At 66.8% G+C, this 25,587-nt stretch carries 19 protein-coding genes; 14 read left to right on the top strand and 5 right to left on the bottom strand.

Annotation, left to right across the window (positions count from 1 at the left end):
- Window positions 1-230 precede the first annotated feature (230 nt).
- The 3 genes from A0W70_RS13270 to A0W70_RS13260 all read left to right on the top strand — a co-directional run bounded on the left by A0W70_RS13270 (window position 231) and on the right by A0W70_RS13260 (window position 5,866).
- Complete coding sequence (locus tag A0W70_RS13270; RefSeq protein WP_139150875.1) at window positions 231-986, top strand: hypothetical protein; 756 nt, start codon at window positions 231-233, stop codon at window positions 984-986.
- A gap of 99 nt (window positions 987-1,085) precedes the next feature.
- On the top strand, window positions 1,086-3,077 hold the full coding sequence (locus A0W70_RS13265) for a hydantoinase/oxoprolinase family protein (protein WP_067563367.1): 1,992 nt from the start codon (window positions 1,086-1,088) through the stop codon (window positions 3,075-3,077).
- Window positions 3,078-3,301: 224 nt separating this feature from the next.
- Window positions 3,302-5,866, top strand: a complete 2,565-nt coding sequence (locus A0W70_RS13260) for an FAD-dependent oxidoreductase (RefSeq protein WP_067563364.1) — start codon at window positions 3,302-3,304, stop codon at window positions 5,864-5,866.
- A gap of 485 nt (window positions 5,867-6,351) precedes the next feature.
- On the opposite strand, the gene A0W70_RS13255 is transcribed toward A0W70_RS13260, so the two are convergent.
- Both A0W70_RS13255 and A0W70_RS13250 read right to left on the bottom strand, forming a co-directional pair.
- Window positions 6,352-7,893 carry a trimethylamine methyltransferase family protein gene (locus tag A0W70_RS13255; RefSeq protein WP_067563361.1) on the bottom strand — a complete coding sequence of 514 codons (1,542 nt, stop codon included), beginning with the start codon at window positions 7,891-7,893 and terminating at the stop codon, window positions 6,352-6,354.
- Window positions 7,894-8,075: 182 nt separating this feature from the next.
- A complete protein-coding gene (locus A0W70_RS13250) occupies window positions 8,076-8,969 on the bottom strand; it encodes a bifunctional 5,10-methylenetetrahydrofolate dehydrogenase/5,10-methenyltetrahydrofolate cyclohydrolase (protein ID WP_067563357.1) in 894 nt (297 codons plus the stop codon).
- Between the two features lie 459 nt (window positions 8,970-9,428).
- Between A0W70_RS13250 and A0W70_RS13245 the strand changes: the two genes are divergently transcribed.
- The 3 genes from A0W70_RS13245 (at window position 9,429) to A0W70_RS13235 (ending at window position 12,109) form a co-directional block, all read left to right on the top strand.
- On the top strand, window positions 9,429-10,181 hold the full coding sequence (locus tag A0W70_RS13245) for an electron transfer flavoprotein subunit beta/FixA family protein (RefSeq protein ID WP_067563354.1): 753 nt from the start codon (window positions 9,429-9,431) through the stop codon (window positions 10,179-10,181).
- Window positions 10,178-11,116 (top strand): electron transfer flavoprotein subunit alpha/FixB family protein, encoded by a 939-nt coding sequence (locus A0W70_RS13240; protein WP_067563350.1) that lies wholly within the window; start codon window positions 10,178-10,180, stop codon window positions 11,114-11,116. The genes A0W70_RS13245 and A0W70_RS13240 overlap by 4 nt, the downstream gene beginning before the upstream one ends.
- A 213-nt stretch (window positions 11,117-11,329) precedes the next feature.
- On the top strand, window positions 11,330-12,109 hold the full coding sequence (locus tag A0W70_RS13235) for a helix-turn-helix domain-containing protein (protein ID WP_067563345.1): 780 nt from the start codon (window positions 11,330-11,332) through the stop codon (window positions 12,107-12,109).
- Between the two features lie 26 nt (window positions 12,110-12,135).
- On the opposite strand, the gene mntR is transcribed toward A0W70_RS13235, so the two are convergent.
- Window positions 12,136-12,618 carry a manganese-binding transcriptional regulator MntR gene (gene mntR / locus A0W70_RS13230; RefSeq protein ID WP_067563337.1) on the bottom strand — a complete coding sequence of 161 codons (483 nt, stop codon included), beginning with the start codon at window positions 12,616-12,618 and terminating at the stop codon, window positions 12,136-12,138.
- Window positions 12,619-12,827: 209 nt separating this feature from the next.
- Here mntR and A0W70_RS13225 point away from each other — a divergent pair, with 209 nt between their 5' ends.
- Window positions 12,828-14,246 (top strand): PAS domain-containing protein, encoded by a 1,419-nt coding sequence (locus A0W70_RS13225; RefSeq protein WP_067563330.1) that lies wholly within the window; start codon window positions 12,828-12,830, stop codon window positions 14,244-14,246.
- A 155-nt stretch (window positions 14,247-14,401) separates the two neighbouring features.
- Here the strand turns inward: A0W70_RS13225 and A0W70_RS13220 are convergent, their stop codons facing one another.
- On the bottom strand, window positions 14,402-16,060 hold the full coding sequence (locus tag A0W70_RS13220; RefSeq protein ID WP_067563328.1) for an electron transfer flavoprotein-ubiquinone oxidoreductase: 1,659 nt from the start codon (window positions 16,058-16,060) through the stop codon (window positions 14,402-14,404).
- A gap of 266 nt (window positions 16,061-16,326) precedes the next feature.
- Here A0W70_RS13220 and bmt point away from each other — a divergent pair, with 266 nt between their 5' ends.
- From bmt to A0W70_RS13200, 4 genes are read left to right on the top strand one after another with little or no spacing between them, the layout of a single operon-like run.
- Window positions 16,327-17,388 (top strand): betaine--homocysteine S-methyltransferase, encoded by a 1,062-nt coding sequence (bmt, locus tag A0W70_RS13215; RefSeq protein ID WP_067563411.1) that lies wholly within the window; start codon window positions 16,327-16,329, stop codon window positions 17,386-17,388.
- A 1-nt stretch (window position 17,389) separates the two neighbouring features.
- Window positions 17,390-18,253 carry an isocitrate lyase/PEP mutase family protein gene (locus tag A0W70_RS13210; protein ID WP_067563414.1) on the top strand — a complete coding sequence of 288 codons (864 nt, stop codon included), beginning with the start codon at window positions 17,390-17,392 and terminating at the stop codon, window positions 18,251-18,253.
- Window positions 18,254-18,277: 24 nt separating this feature from the next.
- Window positions 18,278-19,006: an SAM hydrolase/SAM-dependent halogenase family protein gene (locus A0W70_RS13205; protein WP_067563326.1), complete on the top strand. Its 729-nt coding sequence runs from the start codon at window positions 18,278-18,280 to the stop codon at window positions 19,004-19,006.
- 1 nt (window position 19,007) lies between these two features.
- Window positions 19,008-19,685 carry a 5-formyltetrahydrofolate cyclo-ligase gene (locus tag A0W70_RS13200; protein ID WP_070989434.1) on the top strand — a complete coding sequence of 226 codons (678 nt, stop codon included), beginning with the start codon at window positions 19,008-19,010 and terminating at the stop codon, window positions 19,683-19,685.
- A gap of 338 nt (window positions 19,686-20,023) precedes the next feature.
- Here A0W70_RS13200 and A0W70_RS13195 read toward each other — a convergent pair whose 3' ends face one another.
- Window positions 20,024-20,860, bottom strand: a complete 837-nt coding sequence (locus A0W70_RS13195; RefSeq protein WP_067563323.1) for an SDR family oxidoreductase — start codon at window positions 20,858-20,860, stop codon at window positions 20,024-20,026.
- A gap of 438 nt (window positions 20,861-21,298) precedes the next feature.
- On the opposite strand from A0W70_RS13195, the gene aspS reads away from it, so the two are divergent.
- From aspS to A0W70_RS13180, 3 genes are all read left to right on the top strand, one after another.
- A complete protein-coding gene (gene aspS, locus A0W70_RS13190) occupies window positions 21,299-23,092 on the top strand; it encodes an aspartate--tRNA ligase (RefSeq protein ID WP_067563320.1) in 1,794 nt (597 codons plus the stop codon).
- A 345-nt stretch (window positions 23,093-23,437) separates the two neighbouring features.
- Window positions 23,438-24,499: a dihydroneopterin triphosphate diphosphatase gene (nudB, locus tag A0W70_RS17185; protein WP_070989432.1), complete on the top strand. Its 1,062-nt coding sequence runs from the start codon at window positions 23,438-23,440 to the stop codon at window positions 24,497-24,499.
- Window positions 24,500-24,825: 326 nt separating this feature from the next.
- Window positions 24,826-25,572: a YebC/PmpR family DNA-binding transcriptional regulator gene (locus A0W70_RS13180; RefSeq protein ID WP_067563316.1), complete on the top strand. Its 747-nt coding sequence runs from the start codon at window positions 24,826-24,828 to the stop codon at window positions 25,570-25,572.
- Window positions 25,573-25,587 lie beyond the last annotated feature (15 nt).

Here is a 25,587-nt window from a genome sequence, read left to right as displayed (position 1 = left end):
ATCAGTGGTGATCGATTTGATCGTTTTATTTTGCGAGGGCGGCCGATTCGGTCGGACCCCGCCGGGGTATAGCGTTGCAAAGCCATCGATTGATTTCCGTTCACGCACCGGATCATTGTCAGAGGGAGCCGGACTGCGGCTGTGGACTTTTTCGCCAGGCGCTTCAGGCTGGATTCGGGCGCGCGCGGTCGCGGGCCCTGCGAAGCCCCGGAACGGCCGGGGTGTACGGGTTGTGCGCGACCATTATGGTCGCGGGGCTGCTGGCGACCGCACCACTGCAGGCGGCGAGCGCGCCCGAGGCCGCGCTCGAGCCCCGGGTAGGCCACGCGTTCGCGCTGGATTCGGGGCGCCCGGTGTACCGGGAGGTCCATGACCCGGAAGTCGTGGACGGCGAACTGGTGGCGGATCGGGTCGAATACGTCGATCCCGAGGGCAAGATATTCGCCCGCAAACGCGTGTCTTTCGAAGAGGCCCCGCTGGCGCCGTCGTTTCGGCTCGAGGACACGCGGACCGGATACATCGAGGCCCTGCAGCGGACCGACGACGGCCGTATCGAGCTGATCTATCGCAAGCGCGAAGATGAGGCGATGGAGCGGACCGTGATCGATCCGCCGTCGGATGTGGTCGCCGACGCCGGATTCGATCTGCTGATCTACCGCAATCTGGACCGACTGCGTGCGGGCGAGACGCTGCGCTTCCCGTTTGCCGCGGCCAGTCAGCAGCAGACCGTCGCGTTCCGCCTGCGCCGTATCGACGAGCGTGAGGTGCTCGGCGAACCGGCGATCGTGATCCGCATGGAGCCGGACAATATGTTCATCCGCTGGCTCGCGAATCCGATCGATGTCGCGTATCACGCCGAGACCGGCGCCCTGCTGCGCTACGAAGGGCTGTCGAATATCGCGAATCCGGACAGCGACGAGAACTACCGCGTGCGCATCGATTTCCCGCCGGAGGGCGTGGAGCCGCAACCGCCAGCGTCCGATTGAATGACGCGGTCACGTTGATTTCCGCCCTTGTGTGCGGAAACCCTTTTGCGAATCGGCCGGTTCCATTAGCGTACCCGCCTTTGGATCCGGGGGCGGGAAATGGGGCTGACGCTGGGAATCGATACCGGTGGCACATACACCGATGCGGTACTGGTCGATGCCGGCGGCCACGTCCGGGCCAGTGCCAAGGCACTGACCAGTCATGACGACCTCAGCCGCGGTATCGGCGAGGCGCTCGACAGTGTGCTGGCGGTTGCCGACCAGCCGATCGGCCTGGTGTCGGTCTCGACCACGCTGGCGACCAACGCGGTCGTCGAGGGCGAGGGCCAGCGGGTCGCCCTGATCCTGGTCGGCGAAGGGCGCGAGGTGCTCGAACGCGGCGGCCTCGGCAGCGCACTCGGGCGCGATCGCGTGGAGTTCGTCGCCGGCGGCCACGACGGCAGCGGCACGGAGCGGGCCCCGTTCGACAGCGAGGCGCTGGAGGCGGCGATGGAGCGCCATGCCGGCGCCGTGTCCGCTTTCGCCGTGGCCGCCCGGTTCGCGGTCCGCAACCCGGCCCACGAGCGCCGCGCACGCCAGTTGATCGCGGAACGCACCGGGCTCCCAGTGTCCTGTGGGCACCAGCTTTCGGGGGCACTCGACGCCCCGCGCCGGGCGCTGACCGCACTGCTGAACGCCCGGCTGATCCCGTTGTTGACCGACCTGATCGGGTCCGTGCGCGGGCTCCTCGACAACCACGGAATCGAAGCGCCGCTGATGGTCGTGCGCGGTGACGGTTCGCTGGTGACGGCCGAACTCGCCCTGCAGGCGCCGGTCGAGACGATTCTCTCGGGGCCCGCGGCGAGTCTGGTGGGCGCCCGTCATCTGGCCGCCGAGGCGAACGCGGTCGTGTTCGACATGGGCGGCACCACCAGCGATATCGGCGTCCTCGAAAACGGCGAGCCGCGGCGCCACCGCGAGGGGGCGGTGATCGGCGGCTGGCGCACCCGCGTCGATGCGGTCGAGGTGCATACCTGCGGCCTCGGCGGGGACAGCGAGATCACGCTGGCCTTCGCGCCACCCTTCCATATCGGGCCGCATCGCCTGATCCCGCTGTCGCAGCTCGCCGCGCGGGTGCCCGGTGTGCTGGAGACGCTGCGCGTGCAGGCCGAGGAGGTCGTCCTGCGCGAGCACGCAGGGCGGTTCGCCGTGCGTCGGCGCGCGCCGATTGGCGGTCCCGATACGCTGTCGCGCAGCCAGCGCCTGCTGTGGGATCGGCTCGCCGACGGCCCGCTCGATCTGGTGACCCTGTTCGCCGAACAGACCCGGCAGCGGGCGCTGGACCGGCTGGTGGAGCAGGGCATCGTCGGCCTCGCGGGCTTCACGCCCACGGACGCGGCCCACGTACTGGGCTGGCACACGTTGTGGTCGGCGGAGGCCGCGGAGCTCGGGGCCGCCATGCTCATCCGATCGGCCCGCTACAAGTGGGGGCGCGATCTCGGCACGCCACAGGCATTCGCCGCGCGCGTCATCGACACGGTGGGGGAAGACGGTGCCCGGCACGCGTTCATGACGGCGCTGGCCGACAGCGAGGTCGCACCGGACGGGGTGCCCGCCCCGGGCGCCCGCGCCCTGATCGATCGTGCGATCGGCGCACGGCCGCCGTTGTCCGCCGTCAATGTGGGGATGGCGTTGCGCTGGCCGCTGGTGGCGATCGGTGCGCCGGCGGCTGCCTACGGTGAGGCGATCGCGCGGCGCCTCGGGACGCGCTGTGTGGTGCCGCCGTATGCCGAGGTCGCGAACGCCGTCGGTGCGGTGATCGCCGGGGTCGTGCAGCGCGTGACGGCGACCATCACCCCCTTGGCGGGAGAACGCTTCCGGGTGCACACCGCGCATGGCATTTCCACCCTCAGCACGCTGGAGGAAGCCTGGGCCTGGGCCGAGGCGGAGGCGGAGCGGCTGGCGACCCGCCAGGCCGAACTGTCCGGCGCGGGGGATATCTCGGTGTCGAGTGAACGCAGCGCGACCACCGGTCATGCCGATGATGGCAGCGAGATCTTCTTCGAGGGCGTGGTGACCGCGACTGCCCGTGGTCCGGCTCTAAACGCCTGAATCGGGCTGGATTTCCAGGGGGGTAGCCGAGGAACGTGCCACCTGCGCCGCATACTGTCCTGTGCCCGTCAGCTTGCTTGACCACATCGGGGAGCGGCGGGAAACTTCACGGTTGTTATTGGCCACAGCCAGATTCACATCCGGGCGGCGATCGGACCCGAAAACGGGGGCAAGTCGGCGCTGTTGATTCACGCGCAACCGCTGTTCATCAGGAGTAACAACCCATGGTGGAATTTCCCAAAAGCGCGAACGTCGTCATTATCGGCCAGGGCGGTATCGTCGGGGCCTCGGTCGCCCACCACCTGATCGAGCGCGGGTGGGACAACATCGTCGGCATCGACAAATCGGCGATCCCGACGGATATCGGTTCGACCTCGCACGCCTCCGACTTCTGCTTCGCGACCGCGCACGACGAGATGACGTGCTACACGACCGGTTACAGCATCGAGTTCTTCGACAAGATGGGGCACTACGACCGCGTCGGGGGCCTGGAGGTCGCGCGCGTCGATGACGACGAGCGTATGGAAGAGCTCAAGCGCAAGGTCGATTCCGGCCGCGCCTTCGGCACCAACGTGCGCATGATCGGGCCGAAGGAAGCCAAGGAACTGATGCCGCTGATCGAAGAGGACCAGATCCAGGGCGCGATGTACGACCCGGACGCCGGTCTCGTGATCCCGCGCTCGCAGATCTTCACCGGGGAACTCGTCCAGAAGGCCGAGGAGACCGGCAAGCTGCAGGCCTTCGCCAACACCCCGGCGACCGGCCTCGAGATCGAAAACGGCCGCATCAAGGGCGTGCATACGCGCCGCGGTTACATCGAGGCCCCGTACGTCGTCTGCTGCGCCGGCCTCTGGGGCCGCATCATCGCCGAGATGGCCGGCGAGGACCTGCCGGTCATGCCGGTCGATCACCCGCTTCTGTGGTTCGGGCCGTACGAGGAATTCGCCGGCACCGGCAAGGAGATCGGCTATCCGCTGCTGCGCGACCAGGGCAACTCCGCCTACCTGCGCGACACGGGCGACCCGAAGACCACCGAGGGCGGCCAGATCGAGTGGGGCTACTACGAGGAGAAGGCCCCGCGCATGGTCCATCCGCGCGACATCCTCGAGAAGGAAGAGGCGCGCCTGTCGCCCTCGCAGCGCGACTTGGAGATGGAGCAGATCATGGAGCCGCTCGAGCGGGCCATGGAACTGACCCCGATCCTGGGTGAGCTCGGTTACGACGAGAAGCGCTCCTTCAACGGCCTGCTGCAGGTCACGGCCGACGGCGGCCCGTCGATCGGCGAATCCGCCGAGGTGCGCGGGCTGTGGTACGTCGAGTCCGTCTGGGTGAAGGACGGTCCGGGCACGGGCAAGGTTGTCGCCGACTGGATGACGGACGGCCGCGTCGAGGTCGATCCGCACGGCATCGACTTCACGCGCTACTACCCGTTCCAGAAGGAAGCGGACTACATCCACGACCGCTGCTACGAGACCGCGTTCAAGATCTACAATCCGCCGGTGCACAACCGCGAGCCGTACACGGCCGCGCGCAACCTGCGCCAGAGCCCGTTCTACGAGCGCGAGGTCGAGCTCGGCGGTTACTTCATGGAAGCGGCCGGCTGGGAGCGTGCCCACGGCTACGCGAGCAACGAGCACCTGCTCGAGAAGTGGGGCGACAAGGTGCCGGAGCGCAAGGCCGAGTGGGACAACCGCCACTTCTGGCGCGTTTCCAACGCCGAGCACCTCGAGATGTCCGAGAACGTCGGCATGATCAACCTGTCGCACTTCGCCATTTACGACATCACCGGCGCCGACGCCGAGGCCCTGATGGAGTACACCTGCGTGGCGAAGGTCGGCGGCGACACGCCGGTTGGCAAGGGTGTCTACACCCACTTCCTCGACCACGAGGGCGGCGTGCGCGCCGACCTGACGGTCCTGCGCATGGGCGAGAACCACTACCGGGTGATCGACGGCGGCGATGCCGGCAACCGCGACTACATCTGGATGAAGCGCATGGCCGAGGACCGCGGCCTCAGCGTCGACATCCAGGAGCGGACCACCGACTTCGGCTGCATCGGTCTGTGGGGTCCGAACGCCCGCACGACGCTGCAGGCCGTCGCGGACAATCCGGATGAACTCACGGTGGAGAACTTCCCGTTCGCCGCCATCAAGGACATCACGGTCAACGGCACGCCGGTCACCGCCTTCCGCATCTCCTACGTCGGCGAGCAGGGCTGGGAGCTGCACTTCAAGTACGACGACGGCCTCGCGCTGTGGGATACGCTGCATGGCGAGGGCGTCACCCCGGTTGGCATCGAGACCTACGCCAACAGCCGCCGTCTCGAGAAGTGCCTGCGCCTGCAGAACGCGGACCTGAAGGTCGACTACAACCTGATGGAAGCGGACCTGGCCCGGCCGAAGGTCAAGGCGGCCGATTTCTACGGCAAGGAGGCGTACGTCGCCCAGCGCGAGCGTGCGCACCAGCCGGCGTATCTGTGCACGATGACCATGACCGAAAACACCGATGCCAACGGCGTCGCGCGGTATCCGGTCGGGCATCTGCCGATCATGGATCCGGAGACCGGCAAGACCCTGGTCGACGAAGCCGGCCGGCGTTCCTACGTCACCAGCGTCGCCTACGGCCCGTCCGTCGGCAAGAACATCTGCCTGGGCTACCTGCCGTACGCGTACTGCGAAGAGGGCCGCACCCTCAACATCCAGTACTTCGACGAGATCTACCCGGTGAAGGTCGAGTCGGTCGGCTACAAGCCGCTGTACGACCCGAAGAACGAACGCCCCAAGTCGTAACCGCGACGCGGGCGTTCAACGAAAAAACCGCCGATCCCGGTGATGGGGTCGGCGGTTTTTTTATGGAACCACGAATGAACACGAATGGACACGAATGCTGCCGCAGGGCCTCTATGGCTCCCGGGAGCTTCGCTGCAACGTTTGCGGCGAATCGAGTCTTTTTGAACCACGGATGAACACAGATGAAAGTCAAAGTCGGCTGATTCAGCCCCTGACGTGTGATTCCACCTCAGCACCGTTTTTGACCTTATCTGTGTCTATCTGTGTTCATCCGTGGTTCTCATCCCACGCGTCATAGCCACCACCCTTTCAGCGACGCTCCTCCACGGCTGATCAGCCAAGCGGCAGCATTCGTGTCCATTCGTGTCCATTCGTGTCCATTCGTGTCCATTCGTGTTCATTCGTGGTTCAGGAATTTCGTTGCAGGGCATAAAAAAAGGGGCACCACGATGGGCGCCCCTTTTCGCGTCGGTTGACCGGTCGCCTCAGTAATTGGCGTCCGGGAACTCGGCCTTTTTGCGGTTGACGTAGTCGAGCAGGGCCTCGTCGATGGCCGGGTCCATCGGCGGGGCCTCGTACTCGGCCAGCCTCTTCTTCCACATCTTGTTGGCGCGCTGGGCCGCGTCGAGGCTGCCTTCGGACTCCCACTGCTCGAAGCTGTTGTTGTCCGCCACCGTCGAACGGTAGAAGGCGTGCTCGAAATTGGCCTGCGTGTGCGTACTGCCGAGGAAGTGCTTGCCCGGGCCCGTCTCGCGCAGTGCGTCCATGCCCTGGCCGTTCTCGGACGTGTCGACGCCGTTGAGGAAGGTCTGGACCATGCCGAGCTGGTCGACATCGAGCATGAACTTCTCGTAGCTCATGGTCAGTCCGCCTTCGACCCAGCCCGCCGAGTGCAGGGCAAAGTTCACGCCGGCGAGGCCGGTCGCGACGATCGTGTTGGTCGACTCGGTTGCGGCCTGCGCGTCCGGGATCTTCGACGCGGTCAGCGAGCCGCCGGAGCGGAACGGGACGCCGAGGCGGCGCGCCAGGTTGGCCGCACCGTACAGCACCAGCGCCGGTTCCGGCGTACCGAAGGTCGGTGCGCCCGACTGCATCGACATGGAGCTGGCGAAGGTGCCGAAGACCACCGGGGCGCCCGGCTTCACGAGCTGCGTGAATGCCATGCCCGCCATCGCCTCGGCCAGGATCTGCGTCAGCGTTGCCATGATCGTGACCGGCGACATGGCGCCGGCGAGGATGAACGGCGAGATGATGCAGGCCTGGTTATTCCTTGCGTAGACTCGGGCCGCGCCGAGCATGGTGTCGTCGAAGACCATCGGGGAGTTGGCGTTGATCAGGCTGGCGATCACGCAGTTGTTGGCGACGAACTCCTCGCCGAACACGATCTTCGCCATCTCGACCGTGTCCTGCGCGCGGTCGGGGTGGGTCACCGAGCCCATGAAGCACTTGTCACTGTACTTCAGGTGGCTGTAGACCATGTCCAGGTGGCGTTTATTGACCGGCAGGTCCACGGGCTCGCAGATGGTGCCACCGGAGTGGTGCAGCGAGCGGCTCATGTACGCGAGCTTCACCAGGTTCTGGAAGTCCTCGAGCTTGCCGTAACGACGGCCGTTGTCGAGATCGCGCACGAACGGGCTGCCATAGCCCGGAACGAAGACGGTGTTCTTGCCGCCGATCTGGACGCTGCGCTCGCTGTTGCGAGCATGCTGGGTGAATTCAGACGGCGCGCTGTCCTGGATCAGCTTGCGGGCCATGCCGCGCGGCATGCGGACGCGTTCACCGTCGACCTCGGCCCCGGCGTCACGCCACAGCTGCAGGGCCTCGGGATCATCGCGGAAATCGATCCCGATCTCTTCGAGAACCGTATCCGCGTTCTGCTCGATCGTGCTCAGCGCCTCTTCGGAAAGCGGCTCGTAGTAGGGCACGTTGCGCGTTACGTAGGGCAGCTCGCTGGCCGATGCGGCGCCGGTGCGTGCCGCCTGCCTGGCGGCGCGGCCGCCGCCACCCCTGCGTCGTTTTTCGCTCATTTCCTCGATCTCCCGTTACGGCGCCTGCGGTGGTGACGCGACGCTCTGGCGTGCGTACTGCCCACCGATGGTAGGTGTGGTGAGCGGCCGACGCCAATCGCGGCGCGGCATCAACCCTTGAGTATGCCGCCGCCAGCTCGCCCGGGTCTGGCGCAATGGCGACGTGCAGATTGCCCGAGGCGTCAGAGGCGGCGGTGCAACTGGCTCTCGTAGTGGTCCTTGAGGCGCTGGGTCGCCACCGCGGCGTTGCGCATGAGAATGGAGACGGTCACGGGACCGACGCCGCCGGGAACCGGGGTGATCCAGCCGGCGGTCTGGGCACAGGAATCGTAGTTGCAGTCGCCGACAATGCGCTCGTTGCCCTCGGCATCCCTGACCTGATTGATGCCGATGTCGATCACGGTGGCACCCGGGCGGATCATGTCGCCGTTGAGCAGGTCCGGTTTGCCGACCGCGACGAACACCGCGTCCGCGCGGCGGGAATGCAGTCCCACATCACGGGTCATGTGGTGACAGACCGTGACCGTGGCGCCCTCGGCCATCAACAGGAAGGCGATCGGTTTGCCGACGATCTCCGAGTGGCCGATGATCGTCGCCTCCAGACCCTCCAGCTGGACGCCGGTCCGGCGCAGGAGCTCGACCGAAGCCATCGCGGTACACGGTGCGAGGTCGAGTTCCTGGTAGACGATGTTGCCGATCGAGGTCGGGTGCATGCCCTCGACGTCCTTGAGGGGATCGATGGCGGCCTGCAGCCGCTTGATCGAGAGGCTCGCCGGTACCGGGCGCTGGATGATGATGCCGGTCACCCGCGGATCCGCGTTCAGCGCCCAGATGGCCGCATACAGCTCCTCGGGCGTGATGTCGTCGCGGTACTGCCGTTCTTCGAACTCGATGCCCACCTGCTCGCAGCGCCGGCGCTGGTTACGCACGTAGAACGCCGCGGCCGGGTTGTCGCCGACACTGATCGATACCAGCTTCGGGAACCAGCCCGCCGCCTTGAGGCGGGCGATGCGTTCGCCGACGTCGGTGAGGATTTCCGTGGCCAGTGCGCGGCCGTCGATATCCGTCTCGCCCATAAGAACTCCGATTGGCTAGCCCGTTCTGCGGTGCGCGAGTATAGCGACCGGGATCCCGCGCGTCGCTGGCTGGATCCCGGTCCCGGCGCAGCGGGATCGGCGGGTGACGCATTTTTGAAAATGACCGTCGTTATCGGTCGATGTCGTCGGACGCCGGTTGGCTAGACTGCGCGCCTGCGCGTCCGGTTCCGCCGGGCCGTTGCGTGGTCGCGGGATTTGTGGCGCAACGTCGGCTGTGATTGAATCCCGAGTCTGCCCGCGGGCGCGAAAGGCGGCCGCGCCGCCCAGGCCGTTCGTCGATCGGCGACGCCGTGGGCCCGCGTTGCCGGGTGGACGACGCCCCGGGAGTCACCGCGGCACATTCGAATTCTCAAGGGCCCCGGGCGCCGGTCGGGCATGCGCGCGATCGTATAGCGGCCGGGGCGGCAGCATCCGGTTCCTCAAACCTGCAGGTGTGACATGAAAGTACTTGTACCGGTAAAGCGAGTGGTCGACGCCTACGTCAAGGTGCGCGTCAAGAGTGACGGCTCCGGCGTCGAGACCAACAACATCAAGATGTCGATGAACCCGTTCGACGAGATCGCCGTCGAGCAGGCCGTCCGCCTCAAGGAAGCCGGCACCGCGACCGAGGTCGTGGCCGTGACCATCGGGCCGCAGCAGGCGCAGGAACAGCTGCGCACCGCACTCGCCATGGGTGTCGATCGCGCCATGCACATCGAGGCCGACGCGGGTGTCGAGCCGCTCGCCGTGGCCAAGCTCCTGAGCGCCGTCTGCGACCAGGAATCACCGGACCTGGTCCTGCTGGGCAAACAGGCCATCGACGACGATTCGAACCAGACCGGGCAGATGCTGGCGGCGCTGCGTGGCTGGGCCCAGGGCACGTCGATCTCGAAGCTCGAGCCGGGTGACGGCTCGGTGACGGTAACGCGTGAAGTCGATGGCGGTCTCGAGAGCCTGGAACTGCCGCTGCCGGCGATCGCCACGGTGGATCTGCGGCTCAACGAGCCGCGTTATCCGAAGCTGCCGAACATCATGAAGGCCAAGAAGAAGCCGATCGAGCAGAGCACCGCGGCCGATCTCGGCGTCGATGTCACGCCGCACCTCAAGCAGTTGAAGGTCGAGGAGCCGCCGGCGCGCGCGGGTGGCGTCAAGGTATCGAGCGTCGATGAACTCATCGACAAGCTCCGCAACGAAGCGAAGGTGATCCAATGAGTGCCATTCTGGTTTATGCGGAACACGACCACACCGAGCTGAAGTCGGGCACGCTCTCGGCGATCGCCTGCGCGCGGGAGATCGGCGGTGACATCGATATCCTGGTCACCGGTAACAACTGCGCCGACGCGGCGCAGCACGCGGCTTCGATCGAGGGCGTGCGCAAGGTGCTGCTGGCCGAGGGCGATCACCTTGAGAACCACGTCGCCGAGAACGTCGCCCCGATCATCGAGCGGCTCGCGGGCGATTACGACTACGTGCTGGCCGCGGCCACTACCGGCGGCAAGAACATCATGCCGCGCGTGGCGGCGCGGCTCGATATCCAGCAGATCTCGGATATTTCGGCCGTCGTCTCGGAAGACACCTTCGTGCGGCCGATCTACGCCGGCAACGCCATGGCGACCGTGCAGTCCACCGATGCGACCAAGCTGATCACGGTCCGGGCCACGTCATTCGAGGCGGTCGAACCGGGCGGCGGTTCGGCCAGCGTCGAGTCGATCGACGCCGGCTCGGATGCGGGTCTCGCCCGGTTCGTCGGCGCCGACCTGTCCGAGTCGGAAGGTCCGGAACTGACCACGGCGCGGATCGTCGTATCCGGTGGCCGTGGTGTGGGCTCGGCCGAGAACTTCCAGCTGATCGAAAGCCTCGCCGGCAAGATGGGCGCCGCCGTCGGTGCGAGCCGGGCCGCGGTCGATGCCGGCTATGTGCCGAACGACTATCAGGTCGGGCAGACCGGCAAGGTGGTGGCACCCGACCTGTACATCGCCGTCGGCATCTCCGGCGCCATCCAGCATATGGCCGGCATGAAGGAGTCCCGGGTGATCGTCGCGATCAACAAGGACTCCGAGGCCCCGATCTTCGAGGTCGCCGATTACGGGCTGGTCGCCGATCTGTTCGAGGCATTGCCGGAACTGGACAAGGCCCTCGACGGGTAGTTCGGCCCCCCGGGGCTTACGGTCTCACCGCCCTGCGCATGACCGATCAGGAAAAGCCGCCTTCCGGGCGGCTTTTTCCTTTTCTCGGGGCGCTGCCGACTGACGGTCACCGCGTCCAGGCCGGTGATGTATAGTGCCCATAGAGTCATTTGCGCCTGATGGGGCGCAGTCGCTAGAGTCGGGCCGCTGATGTGGGGCCACCCGGGAGGTCCGATGACGGACGACAAGGAAGGCGTGGTCGACCTGGGGCGGCTGCGCCGCTCCTGCGCCGGCTGTTCCCTGCGTTCCCTGTGCCTGCCGGCGGGGATATCCGGCAATGATCTGGAGCGCCTTGACGCCGTCGTGCGGTCGCGCCTGCCCCTGAAAACGGGGGACGGTCTCTTCCGGGCAGGAGATACCTTCAGCAATCTGTTCGTCGTTCGGGCCGGCTGTATCCGCACCACCCATCCCGCGACCGACGGCGAGGAGCAGGTGATCGGTTTTCACCTGCCCGGAGAACTGCTCGGCCTCGATGCGATCAGCGATGGTCTCCACCATTGCGATGCCGTCGCCCTGGAACGGACCAATGTCTGCGCCGTGCCGTTCGAACAGCTGGAGGACGTGGCGAGTCATGTCCCGGGGCTGCAGCATCAGATGCTGCGGATCATCAGTCGTGAACTGGTGCAGGACCATCAGCACCTGGTGGCCCTCGGCCGCCGGACCGCGCGGGCCCGTCTGGCCCTGTTCCTGCATAGCCTGAGCGAGCGCCTGCATGTGGCGGGCTACCCCGGTGAGGACTTCCGTCTGCCCATGTCGCGAGACGATATCGCCAGTTATCTGGGGCTCGCCCTGGAGACGGTGTCGCGCCTGCTCGGGCGTCTGTCGGAGGAGGGGGTGATCGCGGTCGAACGGCGGCGGGTACGGGTCCTGGATGCCGGGACGCTGGCGTCGATCGCCGGGGAGCCGGAATCGGCGCGCGGCGGCGGGCGCGGGCTGGGCCGGCAGGCGAACTGATGGAAGCTTAGTAAGCGGCGGCCCGCTCAGCGCTCCGTGTCGTCTTCCTGCCCCATCCGCGCGCGCATGGCGGCGAGCGTCTCATCGCTGACGTGATGCTCCATGCCCTCGGCGTCCTGCAGCGCCGTTTCCTCGGACACGCCCAGCCAACGCAGGAACGCCAGCACGACACTGTGACGCGTGCGTGACGTCTCCGCCATCTCGCGGCCGGCCTCGGTGAGGAAAACGGCGCGATAGGGTTCGCTGGTGACGAGGCCATGCTCGCGCAGCCGCCGGATCATTTTCGCCACCGTCGCCTGACGCACGTCCATGCGCCGGGCAATCTCGACCGCCCGCGCTTCGCCCTTGGCGTCGATCAGGTCCGCGATCAGCTCGACGTAGTCCTCCACAAGTTCCGTTTCATGCGCCTTGCGGACGCGGGCGTGCTGTCGCGCATGGGCCTCGGCCGGCAGCATCTCGCCAGGGTGCTCGGAAGAGCTTACGTGCGACAACGGGCTGCGCTCGTTCATGGGGGTGTCCATTATCGTGCTTGAACGATCGCCGAGCGGCGGGCGGTCGCGGAGTATATCATTCCCGATGATCCGGGCAGGTCCATGAAAGTGTGGCTATTGGCCTGGATTTTGCGTTGCCGGGGACGATAGGAGGCCCGCGATGCTCGTCGCGCGGCCCACATGGTAAACGCGGCGGTTGAGGAGGCGTTTCACGCGTGGATGGAGTAATGGCCCCCGTGGTGGAGGATCTGGTGCGGGCGGTCGGTGAACGCACGGGCTGTGCGGGACTGATATGCGCGGATTCGGGGCGACCCGTGCGCTGGTTCGGGGACTATGACCGCGTGAGCTCGGTCGCACGCACCCGGATCGTGCGACGTGCGCCCGATGAAGGGCACCCGGCCATCGTCATGCTCGCCGATGGCGCGGACGCACCGCCTGGATTCCGATTCGTGGCCATGCAGCCATTGGGTCGGGAACCGGGTTATCGATACGTCCTGTTCGCCGGTGCCGGTTCGCGCTCGGTTCGTTATGACGGGATTCCGACACTTCTTCGATGCGTGACGGCGGCGCTGCGACGCCATCTCGGGCAGTTGGCGCCGACACCGCTCACCGCGGGATCCAACGCAGGGCGCCGCGGGCTGATGATCGCCGATGCGTATTCGTCCGATGCGCCGATCCAGTACGTCAATCGCACCTTCTGCCGCATCAGTGGCTACAGCCCCGGTGAGATCATCGGCCGCAACGCGCGCTTCCTGCAGGGCGACGATCGCGACCAGCCCGCGCGTTGGCGTCTGGCCGGGGCGCTCGCGCGGGGCGAGCCCTGCACGGTGGTGCTCCGCAATTTTCGGCGCGACGGCAGCGCGTTCGATAATCGGATCGAGGTTACGCCGGTCCCGGGTGTGGATGAGCGGGTCACCCACACCGTTGCCGTGACGTCGGATCTCTCGCAACGGCAGTATCGGTCGACCGCGGTACCGGAGCGGGATGCGGCGGAATTCCTCTTTGCGCTCGAGATGTCGCCCGTAGGCAAGCTCGTGATTCACGGTCACACGGGGCGCGCCTGTTTCGCGAATCCGGAGGCCGGCCGGATGTTCGGGGGGCGCGCCGATGATCTGATCGGCCGCGAGATGGGGTTGCTGCCACTGACGGACGGCCCCGTCCGTTTGCCGGGACCGGATCCGACCATCAAAGGCGGGTTGCCGGTGGAAATGACGGTCAAGCCGACCGTCTGGGGCCGCAATCCCGCCTGGCTGATCACGCTGTTCGACGTGATGCAATCGCACCGCATCGTGGCGCCAACGGAACGGGGCGAGCTTGGTCTGGAACACTACCCCGGACCGGTTCTGCAGTCCCGCGCCGATGGCTCGATCGCGTGGGTGAGCCAGGCGGCCGCCGATCTGCTGGGGTACTCGCGTGAAGAGATGCTGCAGCTGTCCACCGGCGCCCTCGATGCCGGTGGCCTGGTCGACCGGGATGCCTGGGCGCGCAACTGGGCGTTCGTTCGCCTGCAGCGCTCGGTCACGGTCGAAACCCGGTTGGTGCGGCGCGATGGCTGGGCGTTCCCGGCCGTTCTGGATGTCCAGCACGTCGACCATGACGGCGAAGAAACGCACGTCGTGTTCATCCGCAATGTTCAGGAAGCCTGAGACAGGCGGGTATCACGATCGACCGACCGACACGGACTGATCGCGAGCAAGCTCGCTCCTACAGGTGTAACTCACGGCGTGGTCGCAGGATTCATGTAGGAGCGAGCTTGCTCGCGATCGTTTGCCGGCGGTAAACGCGCGGACAGGATGCCCGGCTACATATTCGGGTAGTTCGGTCCGCCGCCGCCTTCCGGCGCGATCCAGTGGATGTTCTGCGAAGGATCCTTGATGTCGCAGGTCTTGCAGTGGATGCAGTTCTGGGCGTTGATCTGCAGCCGCGGATTCGAGCCATCGTCGTCACGTACGATCTCGTACACGCCCGCCGGGCAATAGCGCTGCTCCGGGGCGTCGTAGTACGCGAGGTTGTAGTTCACCGGAATCGAGTCGTCCTTGAGGGTCAGGTGAACCGGCTGGTCTTCCTCGTGGAACGTGTTCGTGAGATACACGCTCGAGTTCAGATCGAAACTGACGATGCCGTCCGGCTTGGGATACTCGATTTTCGGCATCCGCTCCGCCGGTTTCAGGGTCTCGTGGTCCGCGTGTTTGTGGTGCAGGGTCCAGGGCAGTTTGCCGCGGAAGATCTTCAGATCCAGGCCGCTGTAGAGCGACCCCAGCACCATGCCGAAATTCGATGCCGCCGGGCGGAAGTTGCGGGCCTCGTGCAACTCCTTCCAGACCCATGAGTTGCGGTAACGCTCTTCATAGCCCGTCAGCGTGGCCGGCGCGTTCTCGCCCTGGGCCAGCGCCTCGGCGATGCTCTCCGCGGCCATCATGCCGGTCTTCATGGCGGTATGGTTGCCCTTGATCTTGGGCACGTTGAGGAAGCCGGCCGAGCAGCCGATCAGGGCGCCGCCGGGGAAGACCAGTCTGGGTACGGATTGCAGCCCGCCCTCGTTCAGTGCGCGTGCGCCATAGCTCACGCGGCGCCCGCCTTCGAGCGTCTCCCGGATCGCCGGGTGGGTCTTGAAGCGCTGGAACTCCTTGAACGGATACATATGCGGGTTCTGGTAGTCGAGCCCGATCACGTAACCGACATACACCTGGTTGTCCTCCAGGTGATACAGGAACGACCCGCCCCAGGTCTTCGTGTCCATCGGCCAGCCGGCGGTATGGATCACCGTGCCCTGCTTATGCTTGGCGGGATCGATCTCCCAGAGTTCCTTGATGCCGATCCCGTAGGTCTGTGGGTCGCGATCTTCGCGCAGGCCGAATTGTTCGATCAGCTGCTTGCTGATATGGCCGCGGCAGCCCTCGGCGAACAGCGTGTACTTCGCATGCAGTTCAATGCCGGGCTCGAACGAATCCTTCTGCTGCCACTCGCGGCCGATCCCCATATCGCCGGTGCGCACGCCCTTGATGCTGCCGTCGTCGTGAAGCAGGGCCTCCTGGGCGGCGAAGCCGGGGTAGATCTCGGCCCCCAGCGCCTCGGCCTGCTCGCCCAGCCAGCGGCAGACGTTGCCCATCGAGACGACATAGTTGCCCTCGTTGTGCATCTGCCGCGGCAACAGGGAGATCGGCACGTTGATGGCCGACTGCTTGCCCAGGACCATGAACTTCTCGTCCGTCACCGGTGAATGCAGCGGCGCACCTTTCTCTTTCCAGTCCGGGATGAGTTCGTTCAGCGCGGTCGGTTCGAGGACTGCACCGGAGAGGATATGGGCGCCCACCTCGGAACCTTTCTCCAGCACCGCGACGCTGATCTCGTTGCCGGTCTCTTCGGCGAGCTGGCACAGCCGGATCGCCGCGGACAGGCCGGACGGGCCCGCGCCGACGATCACGACATCGTATTCCATGGCTTCACGTTCGACTTCCATCGTGAGTACTCCTCGGCCGGATCGGGCCGGAAACAGCGTATGGGGAGCGCGGGCGGCCGATCGCCGCACCGGGGCTGGATTTTGGGTCAGATTCTGCCCTGGCACCGGTAGCGCCACAAGGGAACACGTGGTCAGTGGCCCGCTCGGGAGATGCGTATGGCGCCCATGGAATCGCCGCTTATCCGCCTGCGCCGTGCTCCTCGATTATGATTTTTCACGCCCGGTGATCCGCTACAATGATCGGCTGGTTGATCGAGGAGAGTTGGATGTCCGACCCACTGCACGACCTGCTCCAGGAGCGCGGTGTACTGCTCGCCGATGGCGCGACCGGTACCAATCTGTTCGCCCTCGGGCTGCAGACCGGCGAACCGCCGGAACTCTGGAATATCGATCAACCGGAGCAGGTCAAAGCGCACTACCGCAGTTTCGTCGACGCGGGTTCCGACGTGTTCCTGACCAACTCCTTCGGTGGCACGAGTTATCGCCTCAAGCTGCACGGGGACGAGGACCGTGTCGCCGAGATCAACGAGGCGGCGGCGCGCCTCGCCCGCGAGGTCGCGGATGAGTCCGGGCGCAGGGTGCTGGTGGGCGGCAGCATGGGGCCGACCGGCGAGCTGTTCGAGCCGCTGGGCGCGCTGACGCATGAACTCGCCGTTGAGGCCTTCCGCGAACAGGCCGAGGCGCTGGCCCGCGGTGGCGTCGACGTGCTCTGGATCGAAACGCTGTCCGCGCGCGAAGAGGTCGATGCCGCGATCGAGGCGGCGCGTTCAACCGGCCTGCCGGTCGTGTGCACGGTCAGTTTCGATACCAACGGCCGCACGATGATGGGGATCACGCCGCACGCCTTTGCCGATCATTGCGCCCACGGCGAGCACGCACCGACCGCCTTCGGTTCCAACTGCGGCGTCGGTGCTTCGGAATTGCTGATCGCGATCGTGAACATGCGCGACGCGGCGGATCCGGAGTCGCTGCTGATCGCCAAGGCGAACTGCGGCATCCCCGAGTGGCACGGCGATCGGATCGTCTACAACGGGACCCCGGAGCTGATGGCCGAATACGCGGTCCTCGCGCGCGATGCCGGCGTATCGATCGTCGGCGGCTGCTGCGGCACGACGCCCGAGCACATCCGGGCCATGCGCACGGCGCTCGATACGCGCGAGCGCGGCCCGGTGCCGGACATCGACACGATCACTGCGCGTCTGGGCGAGGTCTCTACCGGTGCCCGGGCGCAGTACGGCGGCGACCTGGATCCGGGCGCCGGTGCGACCGGCCACGGCGCCTCGGGCGGCCGCGGGCAGCGTCGCCGCCGCGGCCGCGCGGAGTCCTGATATGGCCACCGAATCCCCCGCCAACCGGCTCCGCGCCCGGCTGCACGAAGATCGCCTGCTGCAGATGCCCGGGGCATTCGACGGCATGTCGGCGCGCCTGATCGAGGAGGCCGGTTTCCCGTTGGCGTTCATGAGCGGCTTCGCCGTCTCGGCCTCGCATCTCGCCGGTCCGGACGCGGGCTTGATGTCGCTCGGCGAGATGCTCGATCGCGGCCGCGAGATCTGCGCGGCTACGAACCTGCCCGTGATCGGCGATGGCGATACCGGCTTCGGCAACGCCGTGAGTGTCCGCCGTACCGTGCAGGCGTACGCCCATGCCGGTTTCGCCTGCATCATGCTCGAGGACCAGGTGAGCCCGAAGCGCTGCGGCCACACCCAGGGCAAGCAGGTCGTGCCGCGCGCCGAGGCCGAGACGCGGCTGCAGGCCGCGCTTGATGCGCGTGACGAAGGCGCCGATATCCTGATCATGGCGCGCACCGACGCCCGCGGTCCGCTGGGTCTCGAGGAGGCGATCGACCGGGCCCGGCGGTTCGCCGAGATGGGCGCGGACATCACCTTCCTCGAGGCGCCGGAGGATGAGTCCGAGATGGCCGCGTACTGCGATGCCGTGCCCGGCCCGAAGATGGCCAACATGATCGAGCACGGCCGGACCCCGGTGTTGCCGCCTGAGCGGCTGCAGGCGCTGGGCTATCGCATCGCCGTGTATCCGCTGACCCAGCTTTCGGCCGCGATCCGCGCGATGCGGCTCAGCCTGGCGGAGATCGGCGCGGGCGAGACCCCGAGCGGGGTGCTCGATTTCGCGGATCTGACCGAGGCCGTCGGGTTCGGCCGGTACCACGCGCTCGCGGATCGCTACGGCGACTGATCGGGGGCTGACCGGGACTGCCGCATGATCGCCCTGTTCACCGATTTCGGCTGGTCCGGACCGTATGTCGGGCAGATGCACGCCGTGCTCGCGCGCGCCGGCGTCACCGATCCGGTCATCGATCTCATGCATGACGCGCCCGCGTTCGATCCGCTGGCGTCGGCGCACCTGCTGGCCGCGCTGGTCCCATCGATGCCCGCCGGGACGGTCTTCGTGGGCGTGATCGATCCGGGCGTCGGGACGGCGCGTGCGCCGGTCGTCGTGGAGGCCGATGGGCAATGGTTTGTCGGCCCGGACAATGGTCTGTTCGACGTCGTCTCCGCCCGCGCGACGGACACCCGCCGGTGGCGCATCACGCGCGCCCCCGAACGGCAATCGGTCACCTTCCACGGTCGCGATCTGTTCGCGCCGGTGGCCGCCGAGATCGCGCAGGGGGGCTCGGTACCCGGCCGCGCGCTGCCGTTGACCGAATACCCGGACGACACCGCGGCGGACCGCGAGGCGATCATCTATATTGACGCCTTCGGCAATGCGGTTACGGGGCTGCGTCCGCCCCGTAACCGGATTGTGCCCGTGCTCAACGTGGCCGGGCGCTGTCTCTCGCATCGGCGTACGTTCGCGGACGCGGCGCCGGGGGAAGCCCTCTGGCTGGTCAATTCCATGGACCTGGTCGAGATCGCCGTCAATCGCGGCAGCGCGGCCGAGATGTTCGGTCTGAGCGTCGGGTCACGTGTCACCTGGGGCGTAAACTGACATGAAAGAGGATGGGGCGTACGAGTTCGACTGGCAGGCCTGGCGGCGCGAGGTCCGACGGGATCGCATCGACACCCGCGAGGCCCTGGACGCGAAGGACCGGGCCGCGCGCAACCAGCGGATCGACGACTGGCTGCGCGCCGGCTTTGGTGCGCTGGGTGGCCTCTGCATCGGTTTCTGCTGGCCGTTCCGCGGCGAGCCCGACGCCCGCTTCGCCGTCCGCCGCTGGCGCGCGGTCGGTTCGGACGCGGCCCTGCCGGTCGTGGTCGCGCCGCGCACGCCGCTGGTATTCCGCCACTGGTGGCCCGGCGCCCCGATGGAGGCGGGCGTGTATGACATCCCGTACCCCGTCGATACCCCGGAACGAATCCCGCAGGCCGCGTTGGTCCCGGTCGTCGGCTTCGACCCGGAGGGCTATCGCCTTGGCTACGGCGGCGGCTACTTCGACCGCACCCTGGCGGCCATGGAGACCAAACCGATCAGCGTCGGCCTCGGTCATGAAGTCGCGCGCCTCGAGACCATCCACCCGCAACCCCACGACATCCCCTTCGACTACATGGTCACCGAAACCGGCATCGCCGCCCGCATCGATGGCCAACTCCACGAACTCACCCCCGAAGAAACCGACACCCACGTCCGCCGGCTGATCGCTGAACGGGGATTCGTCGCCGCTGAATAAAAGGCGGGAACCACGAATGAACACGAATGGACACGAATGCTGCCGCAGGGCTCGTCGAGCGCGCGGGAGCTTCGCTGTGACGCTGCGGGGGATTTTGCCTGTTCTGATAACCAAAAAATGAACAAAAGATATACAAAAAATAGTAATGCGCTGGATTTGAGGCTGAAGTCACGGCCAGCGATCAACTATTTTTCGTCGATTTTTCGTTCATTTTTGGGTTATGCAGTTTGCGCGTCATACACAACGCCATAACAGCGAAGCTCCCTGAAACTTGATAAACCCTGCGGCAGCATTCGTGTCCATTCGTGTTCATTCGTGGTTCTTTCTTTCTCCCCCGGTCAGTCGCTGGCACGAGCCAGGATGCGGTCGAGTACGCGGGTCGGGAGGACGCGGCGCAGGGCGGCGAAGAGGTAAGTGGGGAAGGTGACCGGGTAGCGTCGTTGCGGCCAGCGGCTTTCCAGGGCGTGGACGAGGCGTTTCTGGACGGCTTCGGGGCCAAGCGTGAACGGCGTGGGCTTCTGGGGACGCCGCCGCCGGTCCTCCATGCGCTCGTAGTGGGCGTGATGGACACTGCGGTCGCTGTCGATGCGGCGATCGAACGCCTCGAGGGCGTTGTCACGGAATCGGCTGGTGATCGGCCCCGGTTCGATCAGGCTGACGTGGACGCCGCTGCCGGCCAGTTCCAGGCGCATCGTGTCGGTCAGGCCCTCGATCGCGAACTTGCTGGCGTTGTAGGCGCCGCGCCACTTCAGCGCCACCAGCCCGAGCACCGACGAGTTCTGCACGATCCGCCCGTGCCCCTGCGCCCGCATGGTCGGCAAGACGCGATTGGTCAGCTCCAGCCAGCCGAACACGTTGGTCTCGAACTGCGCCCTGAGCGTGTTGCGCGAGAGGTCCTCGACCGCGCCGGGCTGGCCATAGGCGCCGTTGTTGAACAGCGCGTCGAGCGAGCCACCGGTGCGTGCCAGAACCTCGTCGAACGCGACATGGATACTCCATGAGTCGTTGAGGTCGAGCACCAGCGACTCCAGCCCTTCACTTTCGAGTCGCGCGACATCGTCGGGGTCCCGCGCCGTGGCGAACACCCGCCAACCGCGCTCCGCCATCGCATGTGCGCAGTGATACCCGATCCCACTCGAGCAACCGGTAATCAGCAGGGTTCGAGGTGATGCCATGGGCTGGACTCCTTTCGGTACCGGGAAAGGGTAGCGCTGGTGCGGTGCAGACGCGAACCGTGGATTCTGGTTCTCGCCAAGGCGCCAAGGACGCCAAGGGACGCGAAGAAAAACTGTAGGAGCGAGCTTGCTCGCGATGATGCTGGCAACGCGGTGCTTGCCTGCGGCGGCCGGTGTAGAGGCCGTGGGGTCTGCAAGGATGCTCTAAAAGCCGAGGCGCAATACGGGCACAATCGCGAGCAAGCTCGCTCCTGCAATGCCGCGGTATTCTTTGCGTTCCTTCGCGCCCTTGGCGTCTTGGCGAGAACCCAAACCCACGCCGGATCAACCCCCAGTCCCGGATTCGGCCGCCAGAACCCCCGCCGGAATTGCGGTGACGGCGGCAAGCCGGTACCCTTCCGCACCCTCCGTCAGACCCCGCGAACAGGGCCCAGTACCATGCGCAGCCATCTCTGCGGCACGCTCGACAGCGCCGCCATCGACTCGACCGTTGAACTCTCCGGCTGGATCCACCGCCGCCGCGACCACGGCGGGGTCATCTTCGTCGATCTGCGCGATCACACGGGGCTGATCCAGGTCGTGTTCGATCCCGACCGGGCGGACATCTTCCGCATCGCCGAGCAGATCCGCAGCGAGTACGTCATCCACGTCAAAGGCCAGGTGCGCGCGCGGCCGGCGGGGACCGAGAATCCGGACCTGACCACGGGCTCGATCGAGGTGCTGGGCACGGAGCTGGAGGTCGTGAACCGGGCGAAGACGCCCCCGTTCCAGCTCGACGAATGGGATGTCGGCGAGGAACACCGGCTGAAGTACCGCTACGTCGACCTGCGCCGCCCGGAGATGCAGCAGAAGCTGCGCCTGCGCGCCGCGATCACCTCGCGCATCCGGCGCTTCGTCGAGGACGACGGGTTCATCGATATCGAGACGCCGATGCTCACGCGGGCGACCCCCGAGGGCGCGCGCGACTACCTCGTGCCGAGCCGGACCCACGCGGGTTCCTTCTTCGCGCTGCCGCAGTCCCCGCAGCTGTTCAAGCAGTTGCTGATGGTCAGCGGCATGGACCGCTACTACCAGATCACGCGCTGCTTCCGCGACGAGGACCTGCGCGCCGACCGTCAGCCCGAATTCACCCAGCTCGATATGGAGATGGCGTTCGTCGAGGAAGACGACGTCATGAATATGGCCGAGCGGATGATGCGCGATCTGTTCACGCATGTGCTGGAGGAGCCGCTGCCCGATCCGTTCCCGCGCATGACCTACAAGGAGGCGATGCACCGCTTCGGCTCCGACAAACCGGACCTGCGCATCCCGCTCGAACTGATCGAGGTCGCGGGCCTGATGACGGACGTGGACTTCAAGGTCTTCTCCGGCCCGGCGAACGACCCGGATGGCCGCGTGGCTGCCCTGTGCGTGCCCGGTGGCGCGGCCATGACGCGCAAGGAGATCGACGAGTACACCGAGTTCGTGGGCCGCTATGGCGCGAAGGGCCTCGCCTACATCAAGGTCAATGAGCGGGGGCAGGGCCGCGAGGGCCTGCAGTCGCCGATCCTGAAGTTCCTGCCGGACGACGTCATCGAGACGCTGCTGGAGCACACCGCGGCGACCGGCGGCGACCTGATCTTCTTCGGTGCCGACAAGGCGCGGATCGTCAATGACGCGCTGGGTGCGCTGCGCGTGAAGATCGGTCACGACCGCGGCTTCGTGCAGCGCGCGTGGTGCCCGCTGTGGGTGGTCGACTTCCCGATGTTCGAGTGGGACGACAGCGCCAACGCCTGGACACCGCTGCACCACCCGTTCACCGCGCCCGCCGTCGACAATCCCGACGAACTGCGCGCGCATCCGAAGCAGGCGCTCTCGCGCGCCTACGACATGGTGCTCAATGGCACGGAACTGGGCGGCGGCTCGATCCGTATCCATGACCGCGGCCTGCAGGAAGCGGCGCTCGAGGTGCTGGGGATCGGCCTCGACAGCGCGCGCGAACAGTTCGGCTTCCTGCTCGATGCGCTCGAGTACGGCGCACCGCCGCACGGTGGCATCGCCTTCGGCCTCGATCGCCTGGTCATGCTCATGACCGGGGCGGCGTCGATCCGCGACGTCATGGCCTTCCCGAAGACGCAGACCGCGAGCTGCCCGCTGACCGCGGCGCCTTCCACGGTCAACGAGGCGCAGCTGCGCGAACTCGGTATCCGCCTGCGCGGCAAGGCTGCCGAGCGAGCTGGGGGGCAGGGCTAAGGCCTTCTTGCCCGGATGTTCGGTTGATGGTTCTCGCCAAGGCGCGGAGGACGCCAAGGAACGCCAAGAACGGCACAACATTGTAGGAGCGAGCTTGCTCGCGATTGTGCCTGCAACGCGGTTCGTGCCTGCAGCGACGAGTGGAGAAGCCTCGGGAGCCTGATGGGACTCCCCGAAAGCCGATGCGCAATGCGCGCACAATCGCGAGCAAGCTCGCTCCTACAGGCTCGCGGTTTTCTTCGCGTCCCCTGGCGCCCTCCGCGCCTTGGCGAGAACCCACGAAACCCACTCGATCCGGCACAATGCGCTGGTCGCTGACCCGGCGCGCCAGGGAACGGTCACCCCGTGAACTTCAAACGCCCCGAATCCGTCCTTGTCCTGGTGCACACCGCCGATGGCGAGGTGCTGCTGCTGCGGCGTGCGGATCGCGAGGATTTCTGGCAGTCGGTCACCGGCAGCCTCGAACCCGGCGAGGCGCCGATCGAGGCCGCGCGGCGTGAACTGGCGGAAGAGACGGGCCTCGATGGCAGCGGCATTGTCGACTGCCACCGGCGGCGGCGATTCCCCATCGCCCCCGAATGGCGCGACCGTTACGCCCCCGAAGTCACCCATAACCTCGAGCATGAATTCCGCCTGGGCGTCGGTGTCCGCTGCCGGCCCCGACTCGATCCCGCCGAGCACGACCGTCATGTCTGGCTCGATATCCCCGACGCGGCGGAAAGGGCGACTTCCTGGGCCAACCGGGCGGCGATCCGGTCGCTGGACAGCGACCCCGCCCAGACGACCGTCGTGCTGGTCCATGGCCTCTGGATCGGCCCGCATTCCATGCGCCTGCTGGCGCGGCGGTTGCGGGCTGCCGGTTTCGGCGTGGCGATCTTCGGCTGGCACACGACGAAGGAATCGCCGGCCGCCGCGGCCGAAAGGCTCGGGGCCGAGGTCGACAGGCTTGACGGTCGGGTCGTGCACTTCGTCGGCCACAGCCTCGGTGGCTTCGTGCTCGCACAACTCCTCGGCGCGTATCGCCCTGCGCGCGCGGGGCGGGCGGTGCTGCTGGGGAGCCCACTGCAGGGCGCTACCGCCGCCGACCACCTTGAACATCGAGGCCTGGGGCAGACGCTCGGCGCGGCGGGCAAACCGCTGACCGAGGGGGCCGATCACTGGCCACGGGATATTCCGGTCGCGCGGATCGCCGGCGTCCGCGCCTGCGGACCGGGGCGGCTCCTCGGGCGCCTGCCTGGGCCCAATGACGGAACGGTTGCTCTCGAAGACATCCGGGGCCCGGGCGGACCCGTGCGTCTCGCGCGGACCACGCACCTGGGCCTGCTGCTCTCACGGCGGGTAGCCCGAATGACCGCCGTCTACCTGCGCGACGGTGTCCTGCCGTCACATCGCGAGGGCACTGCGTAGCGCCCGCCGCGGGCGCCACCCTCGTATGTCGGGGTTGGCTCCGAGTGCGCGCTGAGGTCCGGGCGTAGGCCGGCTTTTGCCGGCAGGCAACAGCCGGCGTGCGCGTGCACGGCCCGAGGTGCCGCCCTCGACGACTGATCCGCCGGCTGGCTCCTGCCGCGTCGCCTTCGGCTCCTCGCAGCGATGCCTTCGGTCGCAAGCCGGCCTACGGTGAATGGTGCCGATCGGGACGCTCATCACGAGGGTTTCGTCCCGCCGCGCGGCTGCTCGCGCGATGGCCGGCCTGCTACACTGATCGACCCCGATCCCGAAGAGGTTTGCGCGGAATGGCCGGACACAGCAAGTGGGCGAACATCAAGCACAAGAAGGCCGCGGAAGACAAGAAACGCGGCAAGATCTTCTCGCGCCTGAGCCGCGAGATCATGGTGGCCGCACGCACCGGTAGTCCCGACCCCGACTGGAATCCGCGCCTGCGCCTGGCGATCGACAAGGCCTACGCGGCCAACATGCCCAAGGACAACGTCGAGCGGGTGCGCCAGAAGGGCGCCGGCGAGCTCGAGGGAGAGGCCTACGAAGAGGCGCGCTTCGAGGGCTACGGTCCGGGCGGTGCGGCCATCATGGTCGACTGCATGACCGACAACCGCAACCGCACCGTGGCCGAGGTACGGCATGCGTTCTCGAAGCACGGCGGCAATCTGGGTACGGATGGTTCGGTGTCTTTCCTGTTCACCTATACCGGCGTGATCAGCTATCCGGCGGGGACCGACGAGGACGCACTGATGGAGGCCGCGCTGGAGGCGGGCGCCGACGAACTCGAGACGAACGACGACGGCTCGATGGACGTCCTTGTCGACCCCGAGTCGTTCTCGGCGGTGCGGGATGGCCTGATCGAGGCCGGGCTCGAACCCGAGGCGGCCGAGGTGACCATGCGCCCGCAGAATACGGCCGAACTGACCGGCGAGGACGCCGAGCGCACGCTCAAGCTGCTCGAGATGCTGGATGACCTCGACGACGTCCAGAACGTCTACACGAACGCCTCGTTCGCGGACGAATCCGTCGCCGCGACTGGCTGAACGGGCGAACCGCGC

It is taken from the genome of Halofilum ochraceum, from assembly GCF_001614315.2.
In the GTDB taxonomy this organism is placed as follows: domain Bacteria; phylum Pseudomonadota; class Gammaproteobacteria; order XJ16; family Halofilaceae; genus Halofilum; species Halofilum ochraceum.
This window is presented reverse-complemented; position numbering and strand designations above follow the sequence as displayed.

Bases quoted from the DNA above. Each gene is read 5' to 3' on its own strand.
- A0W70_RS13250 (WP_067563357.1), bottom strand. From the start codon at position 8,969: ATGGGCGAGACGGATATCGACGGCCGCGCACTGGCCACGGAAATCCTC.
- A0W70_RS13265 (WP_067563367.1), top strand. From the start codon at position 1,086: ATGGGGCTGACGCTGGGAATCGATACCGGTGGCACATACACCGATGCG.
- A0W70_RS13205 (WP_067563326.1), top strand. From the start codon at position 18,278: ATGATCGCCCTGTTCACCGATTTCGGCTGGTCCGGACCGTATGTCGGG.
- A0W70_RS13235 (WP_067563345.1), top strand. From the start codon at position 11,330: ATGACGGACGACAAGGAAGGCGTGGTCGACCTGGGGCGGCTGCGCCGC.
- aspS (WP_067563320.1), top strand. From the start codon at position 21,299: ATGCGCAGCCATCTCTGCGGCACGCTCGACAGCGCCGCCATCGACTCG.
- mntR (WP_067563337.1), bottom strand. From the start codon at position 12,618: ATGAACGAGCGCAGCCCGTTGTCGCACGTAAGCTCTTCCGAGCACCCT.
- A0W70_RS13260 (WP_067563364.1), top strand. From the start codon at position 3,302: ATGGTGGAATTTCCCAAAAGCGCGAACGTCGTCATTATCGGCCAGGGC.
- A0W70_RS13255 (WP_067563361.1), bottom strand. From the start codon at position 7,893: ATGAGCGAAAAACGACGCAGGGGTGGCGGCGGCCGCGCCGCCAGGCAG.
- A0W70_RS13210 (WP_067563414.1), top strand. From the start codon at position 17,390: ATGGCCACCGAATCCCCCGCCAACCGGCTCCGCGCCCGGCTGCACGAA.
- A0W70_RS13220 (WP_067563328.1), bottom strand. From the start codon at position 16,060: ATGGAAGTCGAACGTGAAGCCATGGAATACGATGTCGTGATCGTCGGC.
- A0W70_RS13180 (WP_067563316.1), top strand. From the start codon at position 24,826: ATGGCCGGACACAGCAAGTGGGCGAACATCAAGCACAAGAAGGCCGCG.
- A0W70_RS13225 (WP_067563330.1), top strand. From the start codon at position 12,828: ATGGCCCCCGTGGTGGAGGATCTGGTGCGGGCGGTCGGTGAACGCACG.
- A0W70_RS13240 (WP_067563350.1), top strand. From the start codon at position 10,178: ATGAGTGCCATTCTGGTTTATGCGGAACACGACCACACCGAGCTGAAG.
- A0W70_RS13200 (WP_070989434.1), top strand. From the start codon at position 19,008: ATGAAAGAGGATGGGGCGTACGAGTTCGACTGGCAGGCCTGGCGGCGC.
- bmt (WP_067563411.1), top strand. From the start codon at position 16,327: ATGTCCGACCCACTGCACGACCTGCTCCAGGAGCGCGGTGTACTGCTC.
- A0W70_RS13245 (WP_067563354.1), top strand. From the start codon at position 9,429: ATGAAAGTACTTGTACCGGTAAAGCGAGTGGTCGACGCCTACGTCAAG.
- A0W70_RS13195 (WP_067563323.1), bottom strand. From the start codon at position 20,860: ATGGCATCACCTCGAACCCTGCTGATTACCGGTTGCTCGAGTGGGATC.